The organism is Pectobacterium sp. 1950-15 (assembly GCF_037136835.1).
Classification (GTDB): Bacteria; Pseudomonadota; Gammaproteobacteria; order Enterobacterales; family Enterobacteriaceae; genus Pectobacterium.
Map to the genome: position 1 here is coordinate 69781 of NZ_JBBBQR010000012.1, position 22823 is coordinate 92603.

Annotated in this window: 23 protein-coding genes and 1 other annotated feature (1 of these 24 running past the window's edge); of the genes, 15 read left to right on the forward strand and 8 right to left on the reverse strand. The window is 51.5% G+C overall.

Features of this window, described 5'->3' with window-relative positions; translation table 11 throughout:
- Positions 1-7 (forward strand) — a sequence feature (Trp leader region); it begins 98 nt to the left of the window's first position.
- Positions 8-38: 31 nt separating this feature from the next.
- The 7 genes from WCT94_RS14395 (at position 39) to WCT94_RS14425 (ending at position 7769) form a co-directional block, all read left to right on the forward strand.
- A complete protein-coding gene (locus tag WCT94_RS14395; protein ID WP_336870107.1) occupies positions 39-1601 on the forward strand; it encodes an anthranilate synthase component 1 in 1563 nt (520 codons plus the stop codon).
- A complete protein-coding gene (locus WCT94_RS14400; RefSeq protein ID WP_256541878.1) occupies positions 1601-2179 on the forward strand; it encodes a glutamine amidotransferase-related protein in 579 nt (192 codons plus the stop codon). Before WCT94_RS14395 ends, WCT94_RS14400 begins: the two co-directional genes overlap by 1 nt.
- 83 nt (positions 2180-2262) lie before the next feature.
- Complete coding sequence (gene trpD, locus WCT94_RS14405) at positions 2263-3261, forward strand: anthranilate phosphoribosyltransferase (protein ID WP_336870165.1); 999 nt, start codon at positions 2263-2265, stop codon at positions 3259-3261.
- 7 nt (positions 3262-3268) lie between these two features.
- Positions 3269-4636, forward strand: coding sequence for a bifunctional indole-3-glycerol-phosphate synthase TrpC/phosphoribosylanthranilate isomerase TrpF (gene trpCF, locus WCT94_RS14410; RefSeq protein WP_336870108.1), 1368 nt, complete (start codon positions 3269-3271; stop codon positions 4634-4636).
- Positions 4637-4649: 13 nt separating this feature from the next.
- Positions 4650-5843: a tryptophan synthase subunit beta gene (gene trpB / locus WCT94_RS14415; protein WP_225088150.1), complete on the forward strand. Its 1194-nt coding sequence runs from the start codon at positions 4650-4652 to the stop codon at positions 5841-5843.
- A complete protein-coding gene (gene trpA / locus WCT94_RS14420) occupies positions 5843-6649 on the forward strand; it encodes a tryptophan synthase subunit alpha (RefSeq protein WP_336870109.1) in 807 nt (268 codons plus the stop codon). Before trpB ends, trpA begins: the two co-directional genes overlap by 1 nt.
- 391 nt (positions 6650-7040) lie before the next feature.
- Positions 7041-7769: an oligogalacturonate-specific porin KdgM family protein gene (locus WCT94_RS14425; RefSeq protein WP_336870110.1), complete on the forward strand. Its 729-nt coding sequence runs from the start codon at positions 7041-7043 to the stop codon at positions 7767-7769.
- 209 nt (positions 7770-7978) lie between these two features.
- Here the strand turns inward: WCT94_RS14425 and ompW are convergent, their stop codons facing one another.
- Complete coding sequence (gene ompW / locus WCT94_RS14430) at positions 7979-8611, reverse strand: outer membrane protein OmpW (protein ID WP_336870111.1); 633 nt, start codon at positions 8609-8611, stop codon at positions 7979-7981.
- Positions 8612-8894: 283 nt separating this feature from the next.
- Between ompW and WCT94_RS14435 the strand changes: the two genes are divergently transcribed.
- The 4 genes from WCT94_RS14435 (at position 8895) to yciA (ending at position 11409) form a co-directional block, all read left to right on the forward strand.
- On the forward strand, positions 8895-9299 hold the full coding sequence (locus WCT94_RS14435; RefSeq protein ID WP_336870112.1) for a YkgJ family cysteine cluster protein: 405 nt from the start codon (positions 8895-8897) through the stop codon (positions 9297-9299).
- A gap of 58 nt (positions 9300-9357) precedes the next feature.
- The gene (locus WCT94_RS14440; protein ID WP_336870113.1) at positions 9358-10110 is read left to right on the forward strand and encodes a YciC family protein; all 753 of its coding nucleotides are present in this window, start codon (positions 9358-9360) and stop codon (positions 10108-10110) included.
- A gap of 200 nt (positions 10111-10310) precedes the next feature.
- The gene (locus tag WCT94_RS14445) at positions 10311-10877 is read left to right on the forward strand and encodes a septation protein A (RefSeq protein ID WP_336870114.1); all 567 of its coding nucleotides are present in this window, start codon (positions 10311-10313) and stop codon (positions 10875-10877) included.
- Positions 10878-10986: 109 nt separating this feature from the next.
- On the forward strand, positions 10987-11409 hold the full coding sequence (yciA, locus tag WCT94_RS14450; protein WP_271878610.1) for an acyl-CoA thioester hydrolase YciA: 423 nt from the start codon (positions 10987-10989) through the stop codon (positions 11407-11409).
- 113 nt (positions 11410-11522) lie between these two features.
- On the opposite strand, the gene tonB is transcribed toward yciA, so the two are convergent.
- Positions 11523-12278: a TonB system transport protein TonB gene (gene tonB, locus WCT94_RS14455; RefSeq protein WP_336870115.1), complete on the reverse strand. Its 756-nt coding sequence runs from the start codon at positions 12276-12278 to the stop codon at positions 11523-11525.
- Positions 12279-12527: 249 nt separating this feature from the next.
- On the opposite strand from tonB, the gene WCT94_RS14460 reads away from it, so the two are divergent.
- The gene (locus WCT94_RS14460) at positions 12528-12824 is read left to right on the forward strand and encodes a YciI family protein (protein WP_336870116.1); all 297 of its coding nucleotides are present in this window, start codon (positions 12528-12530) and stop codon (positions 12822-12824) included.
- Between the two features lie 131 nt (positions 12825-12955).
- On the forward strand, positions 12956-14629 hold the full coding sequence (locus tag WCT94_RS14465; RefSeq protein ID WP_336870118.1) for a Tar ligand binding domain-containing protein: 1674 nt from the start codon (positions 12956-12958) through the stop codon (positions 14627-14629).
- 87 nt (positions 14630-14716) lie between these two features.
- Here the strand turns inward: WCT94_RS14465 and WCT94_RS14470 are convergent, their stop codons facing one another.
- Positions 14717-14893 carry a YciY family protein gene (locus tag WCT94_RS14470; protein ID WP_336870119.1) on the reverse strand — a complete coding sequence of 59 codons (177 nt, stop codon included), beginning with the start codon at positions 14891-14893 and terminating at the stop codon, positions 14717-14719.
- Between the two features lie 195 nt (positions 14894-15088).
- Here WCT94_RS14470 and cls point away from each other — a divergent pair, with 195 nt between their 5' ends.
- Positions 15089-16549, forward strand: coding sequence for a cardiolipin synthase (gene cls / locus WCT94_RS14475; protein WP_336870120.1), 1461 nt, complete (start codon positions 15089-15091; stop codon positions 16547-16549).
- Between the two features lie 55 nt (positions 16550-16604).
- Positions 16605-16928 carry an HI1450 family dsDNA-mimic protein gene (locus WCT94_RS14480; protein WP_010275303.1) on the forward strand — a complete coding sequence of 108 codons (324 nt, stop codon included), beginning with the start codon at positions 16605-16607 and terminating at the stop codon, positions 16926-16928.
- A 319-nt stretch (positions 16929-17247) separates the two neighbouring features.
- On the opposite strand, the gene oppF is transcribed toward WCT94_RS14480, so the two are convergent.
- From oppF to oppA, 5 genes are read right to left on the reverse strand one after another with little or no spacing between them, the layout of a single operon-like run.
- A complete protein-coding gene (oppF, locus tag WCT94_RS14485; protein ID WP_336870121.1) occupies positions 17248-18282 on the reverse strand; it encodes a murein tripeptide/oligopeptide ABC transporter ATP binding protein OppF in 1035 nt (344 codons plus the stop codon).
- On the reverse strand, positions 18279-19274 hold the full coding sequence (locus WCT94_RS14490) for an ABC transporter ATP-binding protein (protein WP_336870122.1): 996 nt from the start codon (positions 19272-19274) through the stop codon (positions 18279-18281). The genes oppF and WCT94_RS14490 overlap by 4 nt, the downstream gene beginning before the upstream one ends.
- Before the next feature lie 11 nt (positions 19275-19285).
- Positions 19286-20194 (reverse strand): oligopeptide ABC transporter permease OppC, encoded by a 909-nt coding sequence (gene oppC, locus WCT94_RS14495; RefSeq protein WP_015840221.1) that lies wholly within the window; start codon positions 20192-20194, stop codon positions 19286-19288.
- Positions 20195-20205: 11 nt separating this feature from the next.
- On the reverse strand, positions 20206-21126 hold the full coding sequence (oppB, locus tag WCT94_RS14500) for an oligopeptide ABC transporter permease OppB (protein WP_271878629.1): 921 nt from the start codon (positions 21124-21126) through the stop codon (positions 20206-20208).
- A gap of 53 nt (positions 21127-21179) precedes the next feature.
- On the reverse strand, positions 21180-22817 hold the full coding sequence (gene oppA / locus WCT94_RS14505) for an oligopeptide ABC transporter substrate-binding protein OppA (RefSeq protein WP_336870123.1): 1638 nt from the start codon (positions 22815-22817) through the stop codon (positions 21180-21182).
- Positions 22818-22823 lie beyond the last annotated feature (6 nt).

The following is a 22823-nucleotide window of genomic DNA, read 5'->3' on the forward strand; positions in this document are numbered from 1 at the left end:
TTTTATTTGATGGGCACAACATTAAACGGGTAGCAAGAATGCAAACAACACAACCTACACTGGAACTGCTGCGTACCGAGGCCGTTTACCGTAACGACCCTAGTGCCATCTTCCATCAGCTCTGCGGTGCCAGACCTGCCACGTTGCTGCTAGAGTCGGCTGAAATCGATAGCAAGGAAAACCTGAAAAGCCTGTTAATCGTTGATAGCGCGCTGCGTATCACTGCACTGGGCCAGCTCGTTTCCATTCAGGCATTAACGGCAAACGGCGCCAGCCTCCTGCCGCTTCTGGATGCCGCTCTGCCTGCAGCGATTATTAACCAACCGCGTCCGAATGGTCGTGAACTCACCTTCCCTCTGGCAGACGTCATGCAGGATGAAGACGCTCGTCTGCGTTCTCTGTCGGTCTTTGATGCTTTACGCCAGATTCTGACGCTGGTTGCCAGCCCGGCAGAGGAGCGTGAGGCCATGTTCCTCGGAGGCCTGTTCGCCTACGATCTGGTTGCCGGGTTTGAAGCCTTACCTGCGCTGAGCCAGCAACAGCGCTGCCCGGATTTTTGTTTCTATCTGGCAGAAACGCTGCTGGTGCTCGATCACCAAAAACGCGTGACCGCTCTGCAAGCCAGCCTGTTCACACCGAACGCCAGCGAAAAGCAGCGTCTGCAGCAACGTCTGCAACAGCTGCAACTTCAGCTCACTCAGCCAGCGCCCGCGCTGCCGCGCCAGTCCATCGAGGACATGACGCTGAGCTGCAATCAGAGCGATGAAGCCTTCGGCGAGGTCGTCGGCCAGATGCAGGAAGCCATCCGCATCGGTGAAATTTTCCAGGTCGTACCGTCACGCCGCTTCTCTCTGCCGTGCCCTTCACCGCTGGCCGCTTACCAAACGCTGAAAGATAACAACCCAAGTCCTTACATGTTTTACATGCAGGATCAAGATTTCACACTGTTCGGCGCCTCGCCGGAGAGCTCGCTGAAATACGATGCCGACAGCCGCCAAATCGAAATTTATCCGATTGCGGGTACCCGTCCGCGCGGCCGCCGCGCCGATGGCTCGCTGGATCGCGATCTCGATAGCCGCATTGAGCTGGAAATGCGTACTGACCATAAAGAGCTGGCAGAACATCTGATGTTAGTGGATTTAGCCCGTAACGATCTGGCGCGTATCTGCAAGCCAGGTAGCCGCTACGTTGCTGACCTGACTAAAGTCGACCGCTATTCCTTTGTCATGCATTTGGTTTCCCGCGTGGTGGGGACGCTGCGTGAAGATCTGGATGTGCTGCACGCCTACCGCGCCTGCATGAATATGGGCACGCTGAGCGGTGCGCCGAAAGTCCGGGCAATGCAGCTGATTGCCGAAAGTGAGAAAACCCGACGCGGCAGCTACGGCGGCGCGGTGGGCTATTTCACCGCCCACGGCGATCTGGATACCTGCATCGTGATTCGCTCCGCCTATGTCGAAGACGGCATTGCCACCGTGCAGGCGGGTGCGGGCGTGGTTCTGGATTCCAACCCTCAGGCTGAAGCCGACGAAACGCGTAATAAAGCCCGGGCCGTACTGCGAGCGATTGCCAGTGCGCACCATGCAAAGGAGATTTTCTGATGGCCGACATCCTGCTGCTCGATAATATCGATTCATTCACCTACAACCTGGTGGATCAACTGCGTGCCAGCGGCCATCAGGTCGTGATTTACCGTAACCATTTGCCTGCCGATGTGATCATCGCGCGGTTACAGCAAATGGAAAAACCGATTCTGATGCTTTCACCTGGTCCTGGCACACCGGCCGAAGCGGGCTGTATGCCGGAGCTGCTGCAGCGTCTGCGCGGTCAGTTGCCGATTATCGGCATTTGCCTCGGCCATCAGGCCATTGTGGAAGCCTACGGCGGCCATGTCGGTCAGGCAGGCGAAATCCTGCACGGCAAAGCGTCTGCCATCGACCACGATGCCAGCGGCATGTTTAGCGGTTTACCGCATCCGTTACCGGTCGCCCGCTACCACTCGCTGGTCGGTAGCCGTATTCCTTCTACGCTGACCGTCAACGCACATTTCAACACGATGGTGATGGCGGTGCGTAACGATGCCGATCGCGTCTGCGGTTTCCAATTCCACCCTGAGTCGATCCTGACCACGCATGGTGCCCGGCTGCTGGAACAAACGCTGGACTGGGCGCTGGCTTAACGAGGAATTCGATTATGCCACTGTCTTCTACGCAACCGTCTTCTAAGACTCGAGAATCGTCTACTGCTCAGGATGTCGTCATCATGCAAAATATACTGGAAAAATTATACCGCTCGGACAACATCAGCCGTCAGGAAAGTCAGGCACTGTTTGGTGCCATCATCCGCGGTGAACTCGAAGCCAGCCAACTGGCTGCGGCGCTGATTAGCATGAAGGTGCGCGGCGAGCATCCCGATGAGATCGCCGGTGCCGCCACGGCCTTGCTGGCCGATGCCCAGCCGTTCCCCCGCCCTGACTATTTATTTGCCGATATCGTCGGCACCGGCGGTGACGGCACCAACAGCATCAACATTTCAACCGCCAGTGCCTTCGTGGCCGCCAGCTGTGGCCTGAAAATCGCCAAACACGGCAATCGCAGCGTCTCCAGCCGTTCCGGTTCATCCGATTTGCTTTCTGCTTTCGGTATTAAGCTGGACATGAGCGCGCAAGATTCACGTCAGGCGCTGGACGATCTGGGCGTGTGCTTCCTGTTTGCCCCGCAATATCATCTGGGCTTCCGCCATGCTATGCCAGTACGCCAGCAGTTGAAAACGCGCACCGTCTTCAACGTGCTGGGGCCGTTGGTTAACCCTGCTCGTCCGCCGTTGGCGCTGATTGGCGTGTATAGCCCTGAATTGGTTCGCCCTATCGCCGAAACGCTGAAAGTGCTGGGATACCAACGTGCCGCGGTCGTACACGGCGGCGGGATGGATGAAGTCGCTATTCATGCACCGACACAGGTTGCTGAGTTACACAATGGCGAGATCGAAACCTACGAACTGACGCACCGCGATTTCGGACTGGATGAGTATCCGCTGTCCGCCTTACAAGGCGGTACACCAGAAGAAAACCGTGACATTCTCGCGTCACTGCTACAAGGTAAAGGTGAACGCGCGCACGCCGCCGCGGTTGCCGCCAATGTTGCGCTGCTCCTGAGATTATTCGGACAAGAAAATTTGCGCCAGAATGCGCAACAGGCGCTTGAAGTCATTCATAGTGGACAGGCTTATCAACGCGTTATCGCACTGTCCGCCAGAGGGTAAGGGAATCATGCAGGAAACCGTATTACATAAAATTGTGCGCGATAAGGCGCTTTGGGTTGCGGAGAGAGAGAAAGCACAGCCGCTGACCTCTTTTCAGCATGAAATTGTTCCCAGCCAGCGCGACTTTTATCAGGCGCTGAAACAGGATAAGCCCGCTTTTATTCTGGAATGCAAAAAGGCTTCGCCGTCGAAAGGAGTGATTCGCGATGATTTCGACCCGGTAGCGATTGCCCAGGTCTATAAAGATTACGCGTCCGCGATTTCCGTGTTAACCGACGAGAAATATTTTCAGGGTGACTTTGCCTTTCTGCCACAGGTGAGTGCGGCAGTACATCAACCGGTGTTGTGCAAAGACTTTATTATTTCGCCTTATCAGATCTATCTGGCTCGCTACTATCAGGCCGATGCCATTCTGCTGATGCTATCCGTGCTGGACGACGAGCAGTACCTGAAACTGGCCGACGTAGCGCACAGCCTGAAACTGGGCGTGTTGACGGAAGTCAGTAATGAAGAAGAGTTACAGCGGGCCATTCAGTTGGAAGCGCGCGTCGTCGGGATCAACAACCGCGATCTGCGCGATCTCTCGATTGACCTCAACCGCACCCGGACGCTCGCACCGCGTCTGCCCACTGGCGTCACCGTGATTAGTGAGTCCGGCATCAACCGCCATGCGCAGATTCGTGAACTCAGTGCCTTTGCCCAGGGGTTCTTGATCGGCAGTTCGCTGATGTCAGAACCCGATCTGAACGGCGCAGTACGCCGCGTTATTCTGGGAGAAAACAAGGTCTGCGGCCTGACGCGTGCCGAGGATGCTCAAGCGGCTTATCAAGCCGGCGCGCTCTACGGCGGATTAATCTTCGTCGCCAGTTCACCACGCTATGTTGACGCTAAACACGCCGCCGACGTGATGACAGGCGCTCCACTGCGCTATGTCGGCGTTTTCCGTAATGCGCCTGTCGAACACATCGTTGCTATCACGACGCAGTTGGGGCTAGCGGCCGTTCAGCTACACGGCGATGAAGATCAACAGACGATCGACAAGCTACGCCAGCAACTCCCTGCGGCTTGCCAGATTTGGAAAGCGCTGAGCATCGCGGACACCCTGCCAGCGCGTAATATCACCCACGTCGATCGCTACGTGTTTGACAACGCTCAAGGCGGCAGCGGGAAAACTTTCAACTGGTCGCTGTTGGCGAATCAATCATTGGATAACGTGCTGCTAGCCGGCGGCCTGAATAGTGATAACTGCGCGCTGGCGGCACAGCAAGGTTGCGCAGGGCTGGATTTCAATTCCGGGGTAGAAAGCGAACCGGGAAAAAAAGACTCACATAAAATTGCTGCGGTTTTTGCGACATTACGTCAACCTCAGCGCTAAAACAGACGGGAAAATTATGACATTACTCAACCCTTATTTCGGTGAATTCGGCGGACAGTTTGTTCCGCAGATCCTCATCCCGGCGTTACGCCAGCTGGAAGAGGCTTTCGTCAGCGCACAAAAAGATCCTGATTTTCAGGCTGAATTTACCGATCTGCTGAAAAATTATGCGGGCCGCCCAACGGCGCTAACCCTGTGTCAAAACCTGACCGCAGGGACGAAAACCAAGCTGTACCTGAAACGCGAAGACCTGCTGCACGGTGGCGCGCACAAAACCAACCAGGTGCTCGGGCAGGCTCTGCTGGCCAAGCGCATGGGTAAAAGCGAAATCATCGCTGAAACCGGTGCAGGCCAACACGGCGTCGCGACGGCGCTGGCTTGCGCCCTGCTTGGCCTGAAATGCCGCGTTTATATGGGAGCAAAGGACGTGGAGCGCCAGTCGCCGAACGTCTTCCGTATGCGCCTGATGGGAGCAGAAGTTATTCCGGTTCACAGCGGTTCTTCCACGCTGAAAGATGCCTGTAACGAAGCGCTACGTGACTGGTCTGGCAGCTATGAAACCGCACACTATCTGCTGGGGACGGCGGCAGGCCCACATCCTTACCCGACGATCGTACGCGAGTTTCAACGCATGATTGGCGAAGAGACGAAAGCACAGATTCTGGAAAAAGAAGGTCGCTTGCCGGATGCGGTATTGGCCTGCGTCGGCGGTGGCTCTAACGCGATTGGGATGTTTGCTGATTTCATCGACGATACCAGCGTCCGTCTGATCGGCATTGAGCCCGGCGGCTTGGGCATTGAATCCGGGCAGCACGGCGCGCCGTTAAAACACGGTCGCCTCGGAATCTATTTCGGCATGAAGTCCCCGATGATGCAAACGTCCGACGGACAAATTGAAGAATCCTACTCTATTTCAGCCGGTCTGGATTTCCCATCCGTAGGTCCGCAGCACGCTTATCTGAACAGCATCGGCCGCGCTGACTATGTCTCGATTACCGATGACGAAGCGCTGGATGCCTTTAAAACGCTCTGCCGCAGCGAAGGCATTATCCCTGCGCTGGAATCCTCCCACGCACTGGCACACGCATTGAAGATGATTAAAGCGGAACCGGAGAAAGAGCAACTGCTGGTGGTCAACCTGTCCGGCCGTGGTGATAAAGACATCTTTACCGTGCACGATATTTTGAAAGATCGGGGAGAAATGTAATGGAGCGTTATCAACAGCTGTTTAATCGCCTGTCGGAGAAAAAGGAAGGCGCGTTCGTTCCGTTTGTTACGCTGGGCGATCCCTCCCCTGAGCAATCCCTGAAAATTATCGACACGCTGATTGCCGCCGGTGCCGATGCGTTGGAATTGGGTGTGCCCTTCTCTGATCCTTTGGCCGATGGCCCAACCATTCAGGATGCCAACTTACGCGCCTTTGCCGCAGACGTCACGCCCGGCCAGTGCTTTGAAATGCTGGCTGCCGTACGTCAGAAATACCCGGAAATCCCGATTGGCCTGCTGATGTATGCCAATCTGGTCTTCAGCAACGGCATTGATGAATTCTATCAGCGCTGCGCGCAGGTCGGCGTTGACTCGGTATTAGTGGCGGATGTTCCGGTGGAAGAGTCCGCGCCCTTCCGTACCGCTGCGCTGCGGCACGGCATTGCCCCTATTTTTATCTGTCCGCCTAACGCTGACGATGAGCTGCTGCGCGAGATCGCTTCCTATGGCCGTGGCTATACCTATTTAGTATCACGTGCAGGCGTGACTGGGGCAGAAAAACGCGCCCAGCTGCCGCTGAATCATTTGGTAGCCAAACTGAACGAGTACCATGCCGCTCCCCCACTACAAGGATTTGGCATTTCCGATCCGGCTCAAGTGCGGGAAACGTTAGCATCAGGCGCTGCGGGTGCCATTTCTGGCTCGGCTATCGTGCGGATTATCGAAAAAAATCTGAACCAGCCTGACGTTATGCTGTCAGAGTTATACGCCTTTGTCAGTGAAATGAAAGCCGCTACGCGTTCATAACGCTTTTCAGGCGCGCGATTCGTGCTTAACGCAAGCCCTATCGCGCGTCTAATAACCCTTCATATTATTTCTCGCTTAATAAAATATATAGCTATTCAATTACAGTTAAATTAAATGTCTAACTTAATTTAATTGTAATAATTCATTTCAAATTGAAAGTAATGATTTTATTTCTTACCCTAAGAACAATTCAAATAATCGTTATTTTTTAAATACATAAAAATCCTCCGCGAAACACGAAGAAAATCACAGAAATAAAATCATTTCAAAAGATCTCCTTTTAATGATCTCGTTCACATTACTGTAAGAAATAATAAATAGAATGGAACTGCTGAACAAAAGTGGCAGCGCGTTTTTTAAATAATAATTCTCTTCAACATGGGATAATAAAATGAAAGTTAAAATATTGACGATGGTGGTAACCTCCTTAATCAGCTTAAGTTCCATGGCGGTAACGATTGACTATCGCCATGAAATGCAGGATACGGCAAAAAACGATCATAAAGATCGCTTGTTGATGTCTCACCGTTTTGACAACGGTTTTGGTCTGTCCATGGAAGCCAAGTGGGGTCAATCAGGTAAAGATACTACGCCAAATAAACCATTTAACGAGACGGTCAGCAACGGCACCGAAGTGACCGCCAGCTACCTGTACAAATTCAATAAGACTTTCGGACTGGAAGGCGGCCTGAATCTGGTTTCTACTTCTACTAGCAACAACTATCGCCCTTATATTAAAGGTACAGCCAATATTACCGATTCCCTGTACTATGGTCTGCGCTATCGTGCATCTTACCTTCGCGTCAGCGATGATATTGGTAAATCGAGCGTAACAAACCCTACCGATATTAAAGGCTATACCATTACCAGTACACTGGGTTATAAACTGCCTGCAAATTTTGTGGCTGAATACGAATTTGAATACGACAAGAAGACCAAAGCCGGAGCTCCTGGTTACATTGCCGATAACGACAACTATGGCCTGACTCACAACGTTAAATTAGCGTACAAATACGACAAAAACTGGACGCCTTATGCTGAAGTCGGCAATGTTGTTGGTAGCAAAAACACTGACGAGCGTCAAACTCGCTACCGTGTTGGTGTACAGTACAATTTCTAATGGTTAACACCCTATAGATTATTGCTGTAATAAAATAGCGTTCTCTTTATTGGTTTGTTATTTCCTGTCTATAAAAACGGCGACGTTATTTACGTCGCCGTTTTTTTTATGGCTTGCCATCCTTGGCTGCCTTATGGGCCGTTGCTGATGCAACGTTAAAAATTTCTTCCGGAAATTTTTTTATTCTTCACATCAAATTAAATGAACAATCAGAAGCGGTAGCCTACACCAAACATAAAGGCCCATGGATCAAGCTTAGTATGGATACTTTGCTGGGCGTTACCGGCTTTAAATTTCACATCGGTATCAATATCCATCCACCATACGGACATGTTGACTAGCCAATTCTTGTCCAGGTTGTAATCCAGTCCAGCCTGCGCAGCAACGCCCCAGGAATTTTTCAGGCTCAGATCGCTCAGGCCCGCACCGGTCCCCTTGTCATTAAATTTCTCATCGAAGAACATCGTGTAATTCAGGCCAACACCTAAATAGGGACGTAATTTATCTTGCGCATCACCAAAATAGTATTGCGCAACCAGTGAAGGCGGCAGGTGCTTCACTTCTGCAATTGTGCCCGTGCCAGGCGTGCCGACTTTGTGTTTGAACGGGGTGGCCGCAAGTAATTCAACCCCAATATTGTCTGTCACCATGTAGCTGAAAGTCAGGCCCAACTGAGTATTGTTACTAACCTGAAACTCCCCCAACCCCAGCACGTTGTCCGAGCTTTCAGCGGGACGCACCGTTGCCGTGCCAGCACGAACAATAAAATCACCCGCTTGATGAGCCTGTGCCAATGCAGGCATAAGCGCCGCTGCCAACAATAATAAAGATGCCTTTTTCATTACCCACTCCATTTATAAGGTTTAAATTTCGAGCGAAATATACCCCTAAGTAGGTATTCTTGTTTTAAGCCAGATCACATCTTTTAAAGATTTTACACGCAAATTGAACCTCATCATTTATCGCTAACCAATTAAAAATACTAGAATTGATCCAAATCAATAAATGACGAAAGGTGCATAACGTGCGCTGCCAGCAAATTGCGTTACCGCGCGGACACATTCAACGGTAGATTTTTATTTTCATTAACATGATTCACGCTGGCTGGGGGCAGTTAGTCATCCAATGAGCGATAATACCTGTATGCACTGCGGCGCGTGTTGCGCTTATTTCAGAGTGTCTTTCTATTGGGCTGAAGCGGATGACGGTGGCGGCGCTGTGCCTTCCCAGCTTACCGAACCCGTTTCTCCTTTTTTACGCTGTATGGCGGGTACAAACAGCAAAGCCCCCCGCTGCCAGGCATTGGAAGGCACCGTCGGGGATACCGTCAGCTGTTCTATTTATGTTAATCGCCCTTCACCGTGCCGTGAATTTATGCAATCCGGCGAAAATGGGCGGCTCAACGATGCCTGCAACCGAGCACGAGAAAAATATGGTCTGCCACCTTTGGTAACAATTTCATCACAGTCTTTCATTACTGAAGGGAAAAGCAGCATTGCATCGTTGACGGGGTGCCACAGCGCGGATTAACAGGTTACAATCATGAGTTAAGTTCTATCCGTTGATTTATCTTTTTCAAGGAGCCTGCATGCCTATCACGGCTAACACGTTGTACCGTGACACAATGAATTTTACCCGTAACCAGTTCATCAGCATCTTAATGATGTCACTGTTGACGGCATTCATTACTGTCATACTGAATCATGCGCTATCGCCTTCTGTAGACGAGTTACGGATTCTGAGCAGCTCCAGCAGCGATCTGTCATCGTCTGTCGAATCCGGCTTGATGGACTTGATTCAGCAGATGACGCCGGAACAACAAACCGTGTTGCTAAAAATGTCGGCGGCAGGCACCTTTGCTGCGTTAGTGGGTAACGTCCTGCTGACGGGCGGGGTTCTCATGCTGATCCAACTGGTGTCTGACGGACATCGCACCAGTGCCCTGCGCGCGATCGGCGCCTCTACCCCTTTTTTACTGCGCCTGCTTTTCCTGATCCTACTGTGCACGCTGCTCATCCAGCTTGGTATGATGCTTCTGGTCATTCCTGGCGTGCTGCTGGCCATTGCTCTGAGTTTGTCGCCCGTGATTGTGGTTACTGAAAAAAGCGGGATTTTCAGCGCAATTAAAGCAAGCACTAAATTGGCCTATGGCAACTTACGCGCAACTGCGCCTGCCATCGTGATGTGGTTATTGGCTAAAATCGCTATTTTGCTGGTCGTATCGAAGTTACCGATTTCCTCACCTACCGTGCTCGGCGTGGTTCTGAACGGGTTAAGCAACCTGATCTCCGCTATTCTGCTGATTTATCTGTTCCGCCTTTATATGCTGCTGCGCGCGTAATTGCCGCTCTTCACCTATGCCGCAGTTCTGGCGGCATAGGTTTCGCCCTTTCCCTCGTTCACGACTTGCCCAATCGTAATTTTCTGCAAATTATTACAATATCTCGGGAATGGTGTTCCACAATGAAGGATAATGGCATGAGCTATCGGATAACTCTTGTGGGTTATGATTACGACACTGTTGAGTGATGGATTGACATAATGAAGCAACTTCTTGATTTTATACCGTTGGTCGTGTTTTTTGCGGCTTATAAACTCTATGACATCTACATCGCATCGGGCGCATTAATTGCGGCAACGGCGCTGTCACTCGCGGTCACCTGGGTGATGTATCGTAAAATAGAGAAAATGACGCTGGTCACTTTTGCGATGGTTGTCGTTTTCGGTTCGCTAACGCTGGTGTTCCATAACGATCTGTTTATCAAGTGGAAAGTCACCATTATCTATGCGTTATTTGCCGCTGCTCTGCTGGTTAGCCAGTTTGTCATGAAGCAGACCCTGATTCAGAAAATGCTGGGTAAAGAATTAACCTTGCCGCCATCCGTCTGGGGGAAATTGAATTTCGCCTGGGCGATGTTCTTTCTGGTGTGTGGACTGGTTAACATCTATATTGCTTTCTGGCTACCGCAAAGCGTGTGGGTCAATTTCAAAGTCTTTGGTCTAACCGGTGTGACGCTGCTGTTTACGCTGATTTGTGGCGTCTACATCTACCGTCACTTGCCTGGCGACCAGGAAAAATCAGAAGAAGAAAAAAGCGAGCAACCGTAATTCGATTCGCTAAAGCAATACACATTGTTTGATAAAGACACTATACCCGTCAGCAAGAGCGCGTTGACCGACGAGTATACTCAACTTAACCAACTTGACTGATGGCACAATGAGCACACAAAACGTGTTACCACAGGGCGAACTGGTTCTCCGCACGCTGGCAATGCCAGCCGATACCAATGCAAACGGAGATATTTTTGGCGGCTGGCTGATGTCGCAAATGGACATCGGCGGCGCGATTTTGGCGAAAGAAATTGCCGAAGGGCGTGTTGTTACCGTACGGGTTGATGGGATGTCGTTCTTAAAACCTGTCGCCGTCGGCGATGTGGTTTGCTGCTATGCGCGTTGTTTACGCACTGGCCGTAGTTCTATCAACGTCAACGTTGAAGTCTGGGTAAAGAAAGTGTCGTCTGAGCCCATTGGCCAGCGCTATCGGGCTACCGAAGCGTTATTCACCTACGTCGCAGTCGATGAAGAAGGCCATCCGCGTGAACTCCCTACTGGCAAGAGCCATTTCACGCCAAGCGAGTAACGTTTCGCTTTCATCGGCGTAAGCTGCCTTGAATAGCGATCGATACGAAAACGGGGCGTCATCTTCCAAAGATGACGCCCCGTTTCTTTTGTGTATTTGGGTACTGGCGTGAATTATTCGACTGCCGCCCCGCCGTCAATTTTAAAGACGATGGTCACAACCAAATCTTTGCCTGGCTTACCCGCTTCATAGCGCCATTTACGCATCGCCTGTTTGATATCACGCTCGAACATATTACGCGGTTCGGCAGACAGCACGCGAACGTTGTCAACGCGCCCGGACTCGTCCACATCAAACTGCATTTTTACCCGTCCCTCAACACGCAGGGAAAATGCGCGAGCAGGATACTGAGGCTGCGCACGGCTCAACGGACGTGGCCCGCTTGACTGTGCACTTGCGGCGGGCGCAGGCGCCTGCTTCACCGGCGCATTATTCACATTGCGCGTCGGCTCTTCGCTGGTAAACGGAGAAGGCGGCTGTTTTTCAACGGTCGGCTCACGTTTAACCGGCTTCGGCTGCTCAACCTTCTTCACGGGCTTGGGTTCCGGTTTAGGTTTCGGCTTGGGCTTTGGTTCAGGCAATGGCATAGGAACCGGTTGCGGCAATGGCTCCGGTTCTGGAATCGGTTCAGGCTCTGGTTCTGGCGGCTTCACTGGCTCTGGCTCGGGGGCAGATTTGGCAGCAGGGGCCGCTTCATAGGCCGCAGGGTTCACCATCACAACGCTGATGGGCTTAGATTCCTGCGGTAATTCGATTGAATTATTAAACGATGCGTACAGCAAACCTGCAATCAGTGAACCGTGAAAACCAACTGAGAGTATGAATGGCCATGAGTAACGGCGGGTCAAAAAAAACTTTTTTTGCGGCATAGTCTGTCTTTATCCTCTTATGCCGCCCAAGTTTAAATGCAAATAGCAATCATATTCAATAACAACCCGTAGAATTGTCAAAAAAACAGAAATCGTGGGGGGATTACTCTGGCAAATCAACCTATTGTCCTCGAACAACATCACGTATGATGGTAGAAACACGTGTCTCTTACCCGATAGCGTTTGGCCACTGGGCGCTAACCCGGCATCCCAAACGAAAAAGGGTACCTTCCTACCTGTGAGGTCACTATGCTCTATGTCATTTATGCTGAAGATAATGTTGATTCATTAGCAAAACGCCTGTCGGTAAGACCCGCTCACCTTGCCCGCCTACAGGCATTGCGCGATCAAGGGCGACTGATTACCGCAGGTCCTTTACCTGCTATCGACAGCGACGATCCTGGTCAGGCTGGTTTTAGCGGTTCCGTCATTATCGCCGAATTCGCGTCACTGGATGAAGCAACGGCATGGGCTGACGCCGACCCCTACATCGCGGCAGATGTCTACAAACACGTCAGCGTGAAGCCATTCAAAAAAGTGTTTTAAGGGTTCAATTGATACAGGTCATGGTTGTACCAGAAAATCATGGCCCCTTACCTCCCCACCAAAAGCTGAAATATTTTAGTCATTTAACAGTGATAGTTTGACCGCTATTCATCTATAGAGGGTCGACAATCATGTTAATGCCAGCGATTTTGCGAAACGGAATTGCATCTATCCGCCGCCGTCATCGCCTCAGTATTCTCTCCGGATTGTTATTGATCATTGGGTTATTTTCTTTACTGCAATTGGTTTCCGTCGGCATCATTTCTCAAACGATGACCCAGGTACGACAGGATATTTCCGCTAACGAAAGCCTTCGCCAGCAACAAGCGTTAATGGATAAAGCGCGGATGGAAGTGATGAACGCCAGCGATAAACTTAACCGCGCGGGCATTTATCTACTGGTAGATAAAGAAACAGGGTCTGAAGGCAGCTGGCACAGTCTAATGGATGAGGCAGAAGTGTCTCTCAAGCAGGCGCAGGAGCACTACCAACAGCTGGGAACGGTCACGACGGTGGAAACGGACACGACGGCTTTCGTTGATTTGAAGAAGAGCTACAGCCAGCTCTATTCCGGGCTTGTTGAACTCGCTCAGGGAATCAAAACCACCAACCAGATCGACATTTTCTTTGCCGTTCCCGTTCAGGCCTATCAAAGCGATTTTACCCAGAAATATTCACACTATCTGCAAGACACTGATGCACTGCAAAAGCAGCACGGGCAACAATTTTTAGCCTCTCTCGATCAGGCTAAAACGATTTTCATCACGGTTCTGGGGCTGTTACTGGCGATCGCCATCGCAGTTTGGATCGGCGTGAGTCGGGTCATTATTCGCCCACTGAAACACATCATTGCCCACTTAAAATTGATCGCCGCAGGCGATCTTTCTCATTCGGTAGATGCCGAGATACGCGGTACACGCGAAATTGGGCAGCTTAATACCAGCGTCATTCAAATGCAGGAAGGTCTGGTGACATTAGTCAATCAGGTTCGCCAGGGCGTTGATCACATGGTGACGCAGGTTGATCGGGTTGCTGCGGATAACCATCAGCTTTCCGAGCAGGCAAACCGCCAATCCCATGAGCTCAAAGTCACCACCGAGCACATTATTCAGCTTAGCCAGCATCTTGAGCAAAATGCTCAGCATACTCAGCAGGCCAACCTGCATGCGGAAGATACCAGCAAGATCGCTGAACAAGGCGAAACCATGATGAATGACGTCAAAGCCGCGATGTCAGACATTGCAGGGAGAACGCGCGAAATGACGGAAGCCATTGGGATGATTGAAAACGTGGCGTTCCAGACGCATATTTTGTCCCTGAACGCCGCAATAGAGGCCGCACGTGCTGGGACGATGGGACGAGGCTTTGCCGTTGTCGCGCGGGAAGTCGGTACGCTGGCGTCGCAAAGCAGCCATTCTGCACAAAATATTAATGTGCTGATTCGTGATTCAGACAACAGCGTAAGCACAGGAACGCGGCTGGTAAACAAACTGAATGATAGCCTACAAAACATCATTCAGACGGCGAAAGGTACCGGTACGTTTCTGAGCGAGATCTCGGAAATATCGCACCAGCAAACCGAAAGTATTCATGAAGTAACCACCCGTCTCAGTACGCTGAATGACACCGTCAGAGAAAACGCGGGACAGGTTGAAGCCTCTGCACGCACCTTCTCCTCACTGCTGGAGCAAACGGAGCGCCTGAATACTTCAGTGTCGCTGTTTATCCTGCCTTCGACGGAGGGTGACATTAACCCGATGATCGATCAGAGAGAAATAACCCAGCGTATTCCGGTTATGGGATGAGTCGGTGAGGGAATAAACACGGCACGTGATAAGACGTGAGATAAAAAAATAGCGACCATACCTCGGGTCGCTATTTTCCTCACTGGCTTACCAGTCGTAGGTTACCGCATAGAGCAGAGCCCGCCGTTTGTGCTTTTGCTGCAAATAACGGGCAGAGCGAATATGGCGATACGACCGTGATTGAGCTTCCAACCAGCGACTTCTTCTACGCTGTACCTGACGTAACATCCGCCAGCGCCCCACTTCATTCCGACTGCGTTTCATGATGCGACTCTTGTTAATACACTCGCGCCGGGCATTATATACCCCTGATGCGTGACGACAATCGGTGAATCGCCCTCTCCGCCACCTTCTTCTTATCTCGTTACGCTATTTTATTCAGAGGAAAGGCATTTCCCCTTTTATAAATCTATGCGTACACTTTGTTAATTCTTTGCAGAAGGGAACTGTGCTGCTTTTATGTCGACATTTTATACCGTAATAAGTTGGTTACTGGTTTTTGGCTACTGGTTGCTGATCGCAGGTGTGACCTTACGTATTCTGATGAAACGTCGGGCGGTACCTTCTGCGATGGCCTGGCTACTGGTGATTTACATTCTGCCACTTGTCGGTATTGTCGCTTATCTTTCGTTCGGCGAGCTCCATCTGGGCAAACGCCGGGCTGAACGCGCCAGCAAAATGTGGCCATCAACCGCAAAATGGCTGCGCGAATTAAAAGAATATCGCCGTATTTTCGCGACGGAAAACAGCGAAGTCGCCAGCGCGTTATTTCAGCTGTGTGAACGGCGCCAAGGGGTTGGCGGCGTTAAAGGTAATCAGTTGCAGCTGATGACCACGTTTGATGACACGATTAAAGCGCTATTGCGTGATATTGAACTGGCCCGTAGCAACATCGAAATGGTGTTCTACATCTGGCAACCCGGCGGTCTGGTTGAGCAAGTCACCTCTTCCCTTATCGCGGCAGCGCGGCGCGGGGTGCACTGTCGCATTCTGTTGGACTCTGCCGGCAGCGTACAGTTTTTCCGCCAGCATCACCCCGAACTGATGCGTACTGCCGGAATAGAAGTGGTTGAAGCCCTGAAAGTGAATCTGTTCCGTGCTTTCCTGCGCCGTATGGATTTGCGTCAGCACCGCAAAATTATCCTGATCGATAACCGCATTGCTTATACCGGCAGCATGAATATGGTCGATCCCCGTCTTTTCAAACAAGATGCCGGCGTCGGGCAATGGATTGACCTGATGGCGCGCATTGAAGGGCCGGTAGCGACCACGCTGGGGATTATTTACTGCTGCGACTGGGAAATGGAGACGGGCAAACGCCTGCTTCCGCCGCCGCCGGATGTTAACGTCATGCCGTTCGAACAAGAGAGCGGCCACACCATTCAGGTGATTGCTTCCGGCCCCGGTTATCCGGAAGAGATGATTCATCAGGCGCTGCTGACGTCAGTCTATTCAGCACGTAAGCAGTTGATCATGACCACCCCCTACTTCGTGCCCAGCGACGACCTGCTGCACGCCATCTGCACCGCTGCCCAGCGCGGGGTTGATGTCAGCATTATTGTGCCGCACAAGAATGACTCCGTGCTGGTCGGCTGGGCCAGCCGCGCCTTCTTCACGGAATTGCTGGCCGCTGGTGTAAAAATTTATCAGTTCAAGGACGGCCTGCTGCACACCAAAAGCGTACTGGTCGACGGGCAGCTTAGCCTGGTCGGCACGGTAAATCTGGACATGCGTAGCCTGTGGCTGAATTTTGAAATCACGCTGGTGATTGACGATGCCGGATTCGGCAGCGATTTAGCCTGCGTACAGGAAGATTATATCGCCCGTTCACGCCTGTTAAACGCGACACAGTGGCAAAACCGTCCCTACTGGCAACGCATTGTCGAGCGGCTGTTCTACTTTTTCAGCCCCCTGCTATAAATGCGCGTTTTCCCGTGTTCTAATATGCCCATTGGGAATTAACAGGAATTACGTTATGGATTTGAATAATCGCCTGACCGAAGACGAAGCATTGGAACAGGCCTACGACATCTTTCTGGAACTTGCGGCGGATAACCTCGATCCGGCAGATATTTTGCTGTTCAATCTGCAATTCGAAGAGCGTGGCGGCGCAGAGTTATTTGACCCTGCGGAAGACTGGGCCGAGCACGTTGATTTCGATCTGAACCCTGACTTCTTTGCCGAAGTCGTCATTGGGTTGGCTGAAGAGGACGGTGAAGAGATCACGGATATTTTTGCCCGCGTGCTAATTTGCCGGGAAAAAGACCACAAGCTTTGCCACATTCTGTGGAAAGAATAATTCGTTTCGCCTCAACGCAAAGCGTCTAAAAACGCAGGTGATTCTATTTACGAAACGAAAACGGTGATAATGGAATAGAAGAGTAAAGCGTCCGCGACAGGGACAAAGGCGTCAGGAACGCCTTTGAACGTCGCTTGCGACGGCCCTGCAAGGGTGAATCTCAGGGATGAGATTCATATCTACGCGGCTCGAGCGTACAAGGATGTATTCACAGCGTCTTTACGATCTATCCATTATCAACGCTCAACGTACATTGTCAGCAATGCAAGGCGTCTCCCTCAGGAGACGCCTTTTTTACATCCGTCATCGATAAAACAGGTTACTGTGGTTCGACCTCTTCCACCGGTAACAGCGCCTGAGGATCGACTTTCAGGCACGACACCGCGTGCGTAAAGCTTCCTTCCAGCAAGGGACGGGTTTTCGAGCATTCAGGGCCGACAACCGGACAGCGAGTGCAGAACACGCAGCCCGATGGCGGATTGATCGGGGAAGGCAAATCCCCTTCCAGCAGTTGTATCTGCTTATTGCGCTCCTGATCGGGATCGGGAATGGGCACAGCAGACATCAGTGCGCGGGTGTAGGGATGTTGCGGGTTTTGATAGACCTGATCGTACGTGCCCAGCTCCACCGCATGACCCAGATACATAACCAACACGCGATCGGAAATATGTTTCACTACCGATAAGTCATGAGCGATAAAAATCAGCGACAGGCGCATTTCACGCTGTAGCTGGCGCAGCAGATTAACCACCTGCGCCTGAATCGACACGTCCAGCGCGGAAACCGGTTCGTCACAGATAATCAGCTTCGGTTCCAGAATCAGCGCACGCGCGATCCCAATACGCTGACACTGGCCGCCGGAAAATTCATGCGGATAGCGGTTGATCAGGTTCGGCAGCAGCCCAACCTTTAACATCATCGCTTTCACGCGATCTTTTACCGTCTGCCGATCCAGTTCGGGATGATAAACCTTTAACGGCTCGGCAATAATTTCGCCGATGGTCATACGCGGATTCAACGACGCCAGCGGATCCTGGAATATCATCTGAATATCGCTACGCGCCGCACGCCATTGGTCATCGCTCATGCCAAGCAGGTCTTTCCCCAGCCAGGTGACGCGTCCGTCGGTCGCCTTTACCAGTCCGATAATGGCACGTGCCAGCGTAGACTTACCGCAGCCAGATTCCCCCACAACGCCCAGCGTTTCACCTTCATATAAACGCAGCGTCACGCCATCGACCGCTTTCAGCTTTTTCGGCGGCTGCCAGAACCACTGCTTATCATCTCTGACATCAAAGTGGACTTTCAGGTCGTCCACTTCTAACAACACCTTTTTCTCGTCCGCGTTGTTCATACCACCTCCTCAATCGCTCTAAAGCAGGCGCGCAAGCGGCCATCACCAAAAGATTCCAGCGCGGGTGCGCTGTGGCAGACATCCATTGAATACGGGCAGCGTGGTTGGAACGGACACCCTTTCGGCAGACGCAATAAGTTAGGCGGATTACCCGGAATAGTCGCCAGCACCTCATCTTCCGCATCCAGACGCGGTACAGCATTGAGCAGGCCGACAGAATACGGGTGGCTTGGATGATAAAAGACATCGCGTGCCGCGCCGTATTCCATGGTGCGCCCGGCATACATCACCAGCACCTTGTCACAAATACCGGCAACGACGCCCAGATCATGGGTGATCATGATAATGGCGGTATTAAACTCGCGCTTCAGCTCGTTCAGCAGCGTCATAATCTGCGCCTGAACCGTCACATCCAGTGCCGTTGTCGGTTCATCGGCAATCAGCAGTTTTGGACGGCACAGCAGCGCCATCGCGATCATCACACGCTGGCGCATCCCGCCGGAAAACTCATGCGGATACATCTTCATGCGCTTACGCGCTTCTGGCATTTTAACCGCATCCAGCATTTTGACCGACTCTTCAAACGCCTGACTTTTGCTCATGCTCTTGTGCAGCATCAGCACTTCCATCAGCTGTTCACCGACGCGTATGTAAGGGTTCAGCGAGGTCATCGGATCCTGAAAAATCATACTGATTTCTTCAGCACGCAGCTTATTCAGTTGGCTCTCAGGTAAGTTGAGAATTTCTTTGCCACGAAAACGCGCCGAACCGCCGATACGCCCATTGCGGGCCAGCAGCCCCATTAGCGCAAACGCCGTTTGTGATTTACCGGAGCCAGATTCACCGACAATCCCCAGCGTTTCACCCGCGTTGAGCGTGAAGTTCAGGTCATTAACCGCCGTCACGTCTCCGTCCTGTGTCTTGAACGTTACCCGTAGATCCTGAACATGTAGCAGCGCGTCGTGCGCACCAGTTAACTCAATCTTGCTCATGTTGATGCTCCTCAGCGATCTTTCGGGTCGAGGGCATCACGCAGGCCATCGCCGATAAAGTTAAAACAAAACAGCGTAACGACCAGAAACGCCGCCGGATAGAACAGCAACCACGGCGACACTTCCATTGAGTTCGCACCATCATTCAGCAAGGCGCCCCAGCTGCTTAACGGTTCCTGCGTTCCCAGTCCCAGGAAGCTCAGGAAAGATTCGAACAGAATCATGCTTGGCACCAGCAGAGAGGCATATACCACCACCACGCCCAGCACGTTCGGCACCACGTGACGTAACACGATACCGCGCGTGGAAACACCAGACACCATCGCCGCTTCAATAAACTCTTTACGTTTCAGGCTCAGCGTCTGACCGCGCACAATACGCGCCATATCGAGCCAGGACACCATACCGATGGCCACGAAGATCAACAGCATGTTCTGCCCGAAGAACGTGACCAGCAGAATCACGAAGAACATGAATGGGAATGAGTTGAGGATCTCCAGCAGACGCATCATCACTGAATCCACTTTCCCGCCCAGATAGCCGGACATCGCGCCATACAGCGTACCGACGATCACGGCAACCAGCGCGGCCGCCACGCCGACCATCAGCGACACGCGACCGCCGATAGCAACGCGAACCAGCAGATCGCGGCCAGAGGAGTCCGTACCAAAATAGTGTCCAGAGGTCATATCCGGCGCAGCTGACATCATGCCCCAGTCCGTATCGGCGTAATCAAATGCGGACAGCATCGGGGCGAAAATCACAAATACGGTAATCACCGCCAGCACAAACAGGCTGGCCAGCGCTGCGCGGTTATGGATAAAGCGCAGGCGCGCATCCTGCCACAGGCTGCGCCCTTCAATTTCTGTCTGCTCGGTGAAGTTCTCTAACGCTTCAACGTTTTTTCGATTCCAAAACATAGCGCCCCCAATTAATAGCGAATTTTCGGATCGATAACAGCGTAGAGCACGTCAATGATCGCATTAAAGAGAATGGTTAAGCCGCCGACCAGAATCGTCAGGCTCAGTACCAGTGAATAGTCGCGGTTCAGTGCGCCGTTTACGAACAATTGTCCAATACCGGGTAAGCCAAAAATGGTTTCAATAACCATTGAACCGGTAATAATGCCCACAAACGCCGGCCCCATATAGGAGAGCACAGGCAGCAGCGCAGGCTTTAGCGCATGACGCAGGACGATGCGACGCATCGGTAACCCTTTGGCGCGCGCGGTGCGGATGAAGTTAGAGTGTAAAACCTCGATCATCGACCCTCGGGTGATACGCGCAATGCTGGCGATATAAGACAAAGACAGCGCCACCATCGGTAAAATCATGTATTTGGGCGCCCCACCGTTCCAGCCCCCGCCGGGTAACCAACGCAGCGTAATGGCGAAAATCAGCACCAGCAACGGCGCGACGACAAAGCTGGGAATCACCACCCCCGTCATGGCAAAGCCCATTACGGTATAATCCCATTTCGTATTCTGATTCAGCGCAGCGATCACGCCTGCACTCACACCAAAAACAATCGCCAGAATGAATGCTGCGGCCCCCAATTTTGCAGAAACGGGGAAAGACGTCGCAACCAAATCGTTCACGGAATAGTCTTTGTATTTAAAAGAAGGACCGAAATCACCCTGCACCAGTTGCAGTAGATAATTACCGTACTGCGTCATCATTGGGTCGTTCAGATGATATTTGGCTTCGATATTCGCCATCACTTCTGGCGGCAAATTACGCTCACCGGTAAAAGGGCTGCCGGGAGCCAGTCGCATCATGAAAAACGAAATGGTGATCAGGATGAATAGTGTCGGAATCGCCTCCAAACAGCGGCGAAGAATAAATTTTAACATTGCTCGTACCTATAAAAGGCTGGCAGCACAGTTACATGCGCCAGCCATTATGATTAGTGCTTGATGATATAAAGATCTTTCACGTAAACATTATCCTGGGGATCTTTACCGGTTAATCCACCAACATAAGGTTTCACCAATCGGGTATTCGCATAGTAATAAACCGGGGCAATTACCGCGTCTTTATTCAGTAATGCTTCGGCCTGCTGATAAACGTCTGCACGTTCCTCATCGGTTTTCACCTGTAAGGACTTCGCCACCAGCGCATCAAACTCTTTGCTCTTATAATGTGCAGTGTTACTGCTGCTGTCTGACAGCATGCTGTTCAGGAAGGTGGAAGGTTCGTTATAGTCCGCACACCATCCGCCACGCGCGATGTCATAACTGCCCTGATGACGAGAACTGAGGAAGGTTTTCCATTCCTGGTTTTCCAGCTTAACGTCTACGCCGATATTCTGTTTCCAGATAGAGGCAGCGGCGATAGCGATTTTCTTATGCAGATCGGAGGTGTTGTATAGCAGATTTAGCGTCAACGGTTTCTGTGCCGTATAGCCAGCTTCCGCTAACAGTTTCTTCGCCTCTTCATTACGTTTCTCTTGAGACCAGGTGAACCACTCTGGCGTCTGTGCCTTGAAACCATCAATATATGGCGGTACAAAACCATAGGCCGGAATATCGCCCTGATTCTTCACCTTGTTAGTGAGAATATCCTGATTCAGCCCCATGCGCAGCGCATCACGCACTCGGACATCGTTAAACGGTGGCTTCTGATTATTGATCTCGTAATAGTAAGTGCACAGGTACGGATTCACTTTTACTTCATCAGGAATTTCTTTCTTCAGCTTTTGGAATAATTCAATCGGCAACTGGTTATAGGTCATATCAATTTCACCGCTGCGGTAGCGGTTAACGTCTGTGACTTCGGACGAAATCGGCAGATACGTCACTTTATTGATCACCGTATGGGCGTTATCCCAATATTGCGGGTTGCGTTCCAGTACGAGTTTTTCATTCACCACCCACTCTTTCAGCTTATAAGCACCATTACCGACCCAATTCTGCGGCTGCGTCCATTTATCACCGAACTTCTCGATTGCTGTTTTATTAACGGGAGACATGGCGGCATAAACGGGCAGTTTATAGAAATAAGGCACCGCTTCGGAAAGCGTCACTTCAAAGGTATGATCGTCCAGCGCTTTCACACCCAGCGTATCGGGAGATTTTTTGCCGGCGATGATGTCATCGATATTCAGCAAATGACCATATTGCAGATAGCTGGCATAAGGCGATGCGGTTTTCGGATCGGCCAGACGCTGCCAGCTGTAGACGAAATCTTGTGCAGTAACCGGCGAACCATCTGACCATTTGGCATCTTTACGCAGGTGGAACGTCCACACTTTAAAATCTTTGTTATCCCAACTTTCCGCTACGCCAGGAACGGTTTTGCCATTAACGTCGGAAATAACCAAGCCTTCCAGCAGATCGCGTGACACGTTGGATTCCGGTACGCCTTCAATTTTATGCGGGTCGAGGGAGGAAACTTCAGCGCCGTTGTTACGAACCAATTCTTGTTTTTCTGCTAACTGAACGCCGGCGGGAACGGTCGCGGCAAAGGCAGAAAAAGCCATCGTGCTACTCAATGCCGCAATAATAGCGGCTGCTACTCTTTTTTTAGTTGTGATGTGTGTCATTATTTT

Bases quoted from the DNA above. Each gene is read 5' to 3' on its own strand.
- WCT94_RS14440 (WP_336870113.1), top strand. From the start codon at position 9,358: ATGCCTATCACGGCTAACACGTTGTACCGTGACACAATGAATTTTACC.
- tonB (WP_336870115.1), bottom strand. From the start codon at position 12,278: ATGCCGCAAAAAAAGTTTTTTTTGACCCGCCGTTACTCATGGCCATTC.
- WCT94_RS14425 (WP_336870110.1), top strand. From the start codon at position 7,041: ATGAAAGTTAAAATATTGACGATGGTGGTAACCTCCTTAATCAGCTTA.
- WCT94_RS14470 (WP_336870119.1), bottom strand. From the start codon at position 14,893: ATGAAACGCAGTCGGAATGAAGTGGGGCGCTGGCGGATGTTACGTCAG.
- WCT94_RS14480 (WP_010275303.1), top strand. From the start codon at position 16,605: ATGGATTTGAATAATCGCCTGACCGAAGACGAAGCATTGGAACAGGCC.
- yciA (WP_271878610.1), top strand. From the start codon at position 10,987: ATGAGCACACAAAACGTGTTACCACAGGGCGAACTGGTTCTCCGCACG.
- WCT94_RS14465 (WP_336870118.1), top strand. From the start codon at position 12,956: ATGTTAATGCCAGCGATTTTGCGAAACGGAATTGCATCTATCCGCCGC.
- WCT94_RS14445 (WP_336870114.1), top strand. From the start codon at position 10,311: ATGAAGCAACTTCTTGATTTTATACCGTTGGTCGTGTTTTTTGCGGCT.
- oppF (WP_336870121.1), bottom strand. From the start codon at position 18,282: ATGAACAACGCGGACGAGAAAAAGGTGTTGTTAGAAGTGGACGACCTG.
- cls (WP_336870120.1), top strand. From the start codon at position 15,089: ATGTCGACATTTTATACCGTAATAAGTTGGTTACTGGTTTTTGGCTAC.
- WCT94_RS14490 (WP_336870122.1), bottom strand. From the start codon at position 19,274: ATGAGCAAGATTGAGTTAACTGGTGCGCACGACGCGCTGCTACATGTT.
- ompW (WP_336870111.1), bottom strand. From the start codon at position 8,611: ATGAAAAAGGCATCTTTATTATTGTTGGCAGCGGCGCTTATGCCTGCA.
- WCT94_RS14435 (WP_336870112.1), top strand. From the start codon at position 8,895: ATGAGCGATAATACCTGTATGCACTGCGGCGCGTGTTGCGCTTATTTC.
- oppB (WP_271878629.1), bottom strand. From the start codon at position 21,126: ATGTTAAAATTTATTCTTCGCCGCTGTTTGGAGGCGATTCCGACACTA.
- trpCF (WP_336870108.1), top strand. From the start codon at position 3,269: ATGCAGGAAACCGTATTACATAAAATTGTGCGCGATAAGGCGCTTTGG.
- WCT94_RS14460 (WP_336870116.1), top strand. From the start codon at position 12,528: ATGCTCTATGTCATTTATGCTGAAGATAATGTTGATTCATTAGCAAAA.
- trpA (WP_336870109.1), top strand. From the start codon at position 5,843: ATGGAGCGTTATCAACAGCTGTTTAATCGCCTGTCGGAGAAAAAGGAA.
- trpD (WP_336870165.1), top strand. From the start codon at position 2,263: ATGCAAAATATACTGGAAAAATTATACCGCTCGGACAACATCAGCCGT.
- WCT94_RS14400 (WP_256541878.1), top strand. From the start codon at position 1,601: ATGGCCGACATCCTGCTGCTCGATAATATCGATTCATTCACCTACAAC.
- oppC (WP_015840221.1), bottom strand. From the start codon at position 20,194: ATGTTTTGGAATCGAAAAAACGTTGAAGCGTTAGAGAACTTCACCGAG.
- WCT94_RS14395 (WP_336870107.1), top strand. From the start codon at position 39: ATGCAAACAACACAACCTACACTGGAACTGCTGCGTACCGAGGCCGTT.
- oppA (WP_336870123.1), bottom strand. From the start codon at position 22,817: ATGACACACATCACAACTAAAAAAAGAGTAGCAGCCGCTATTATTGCG.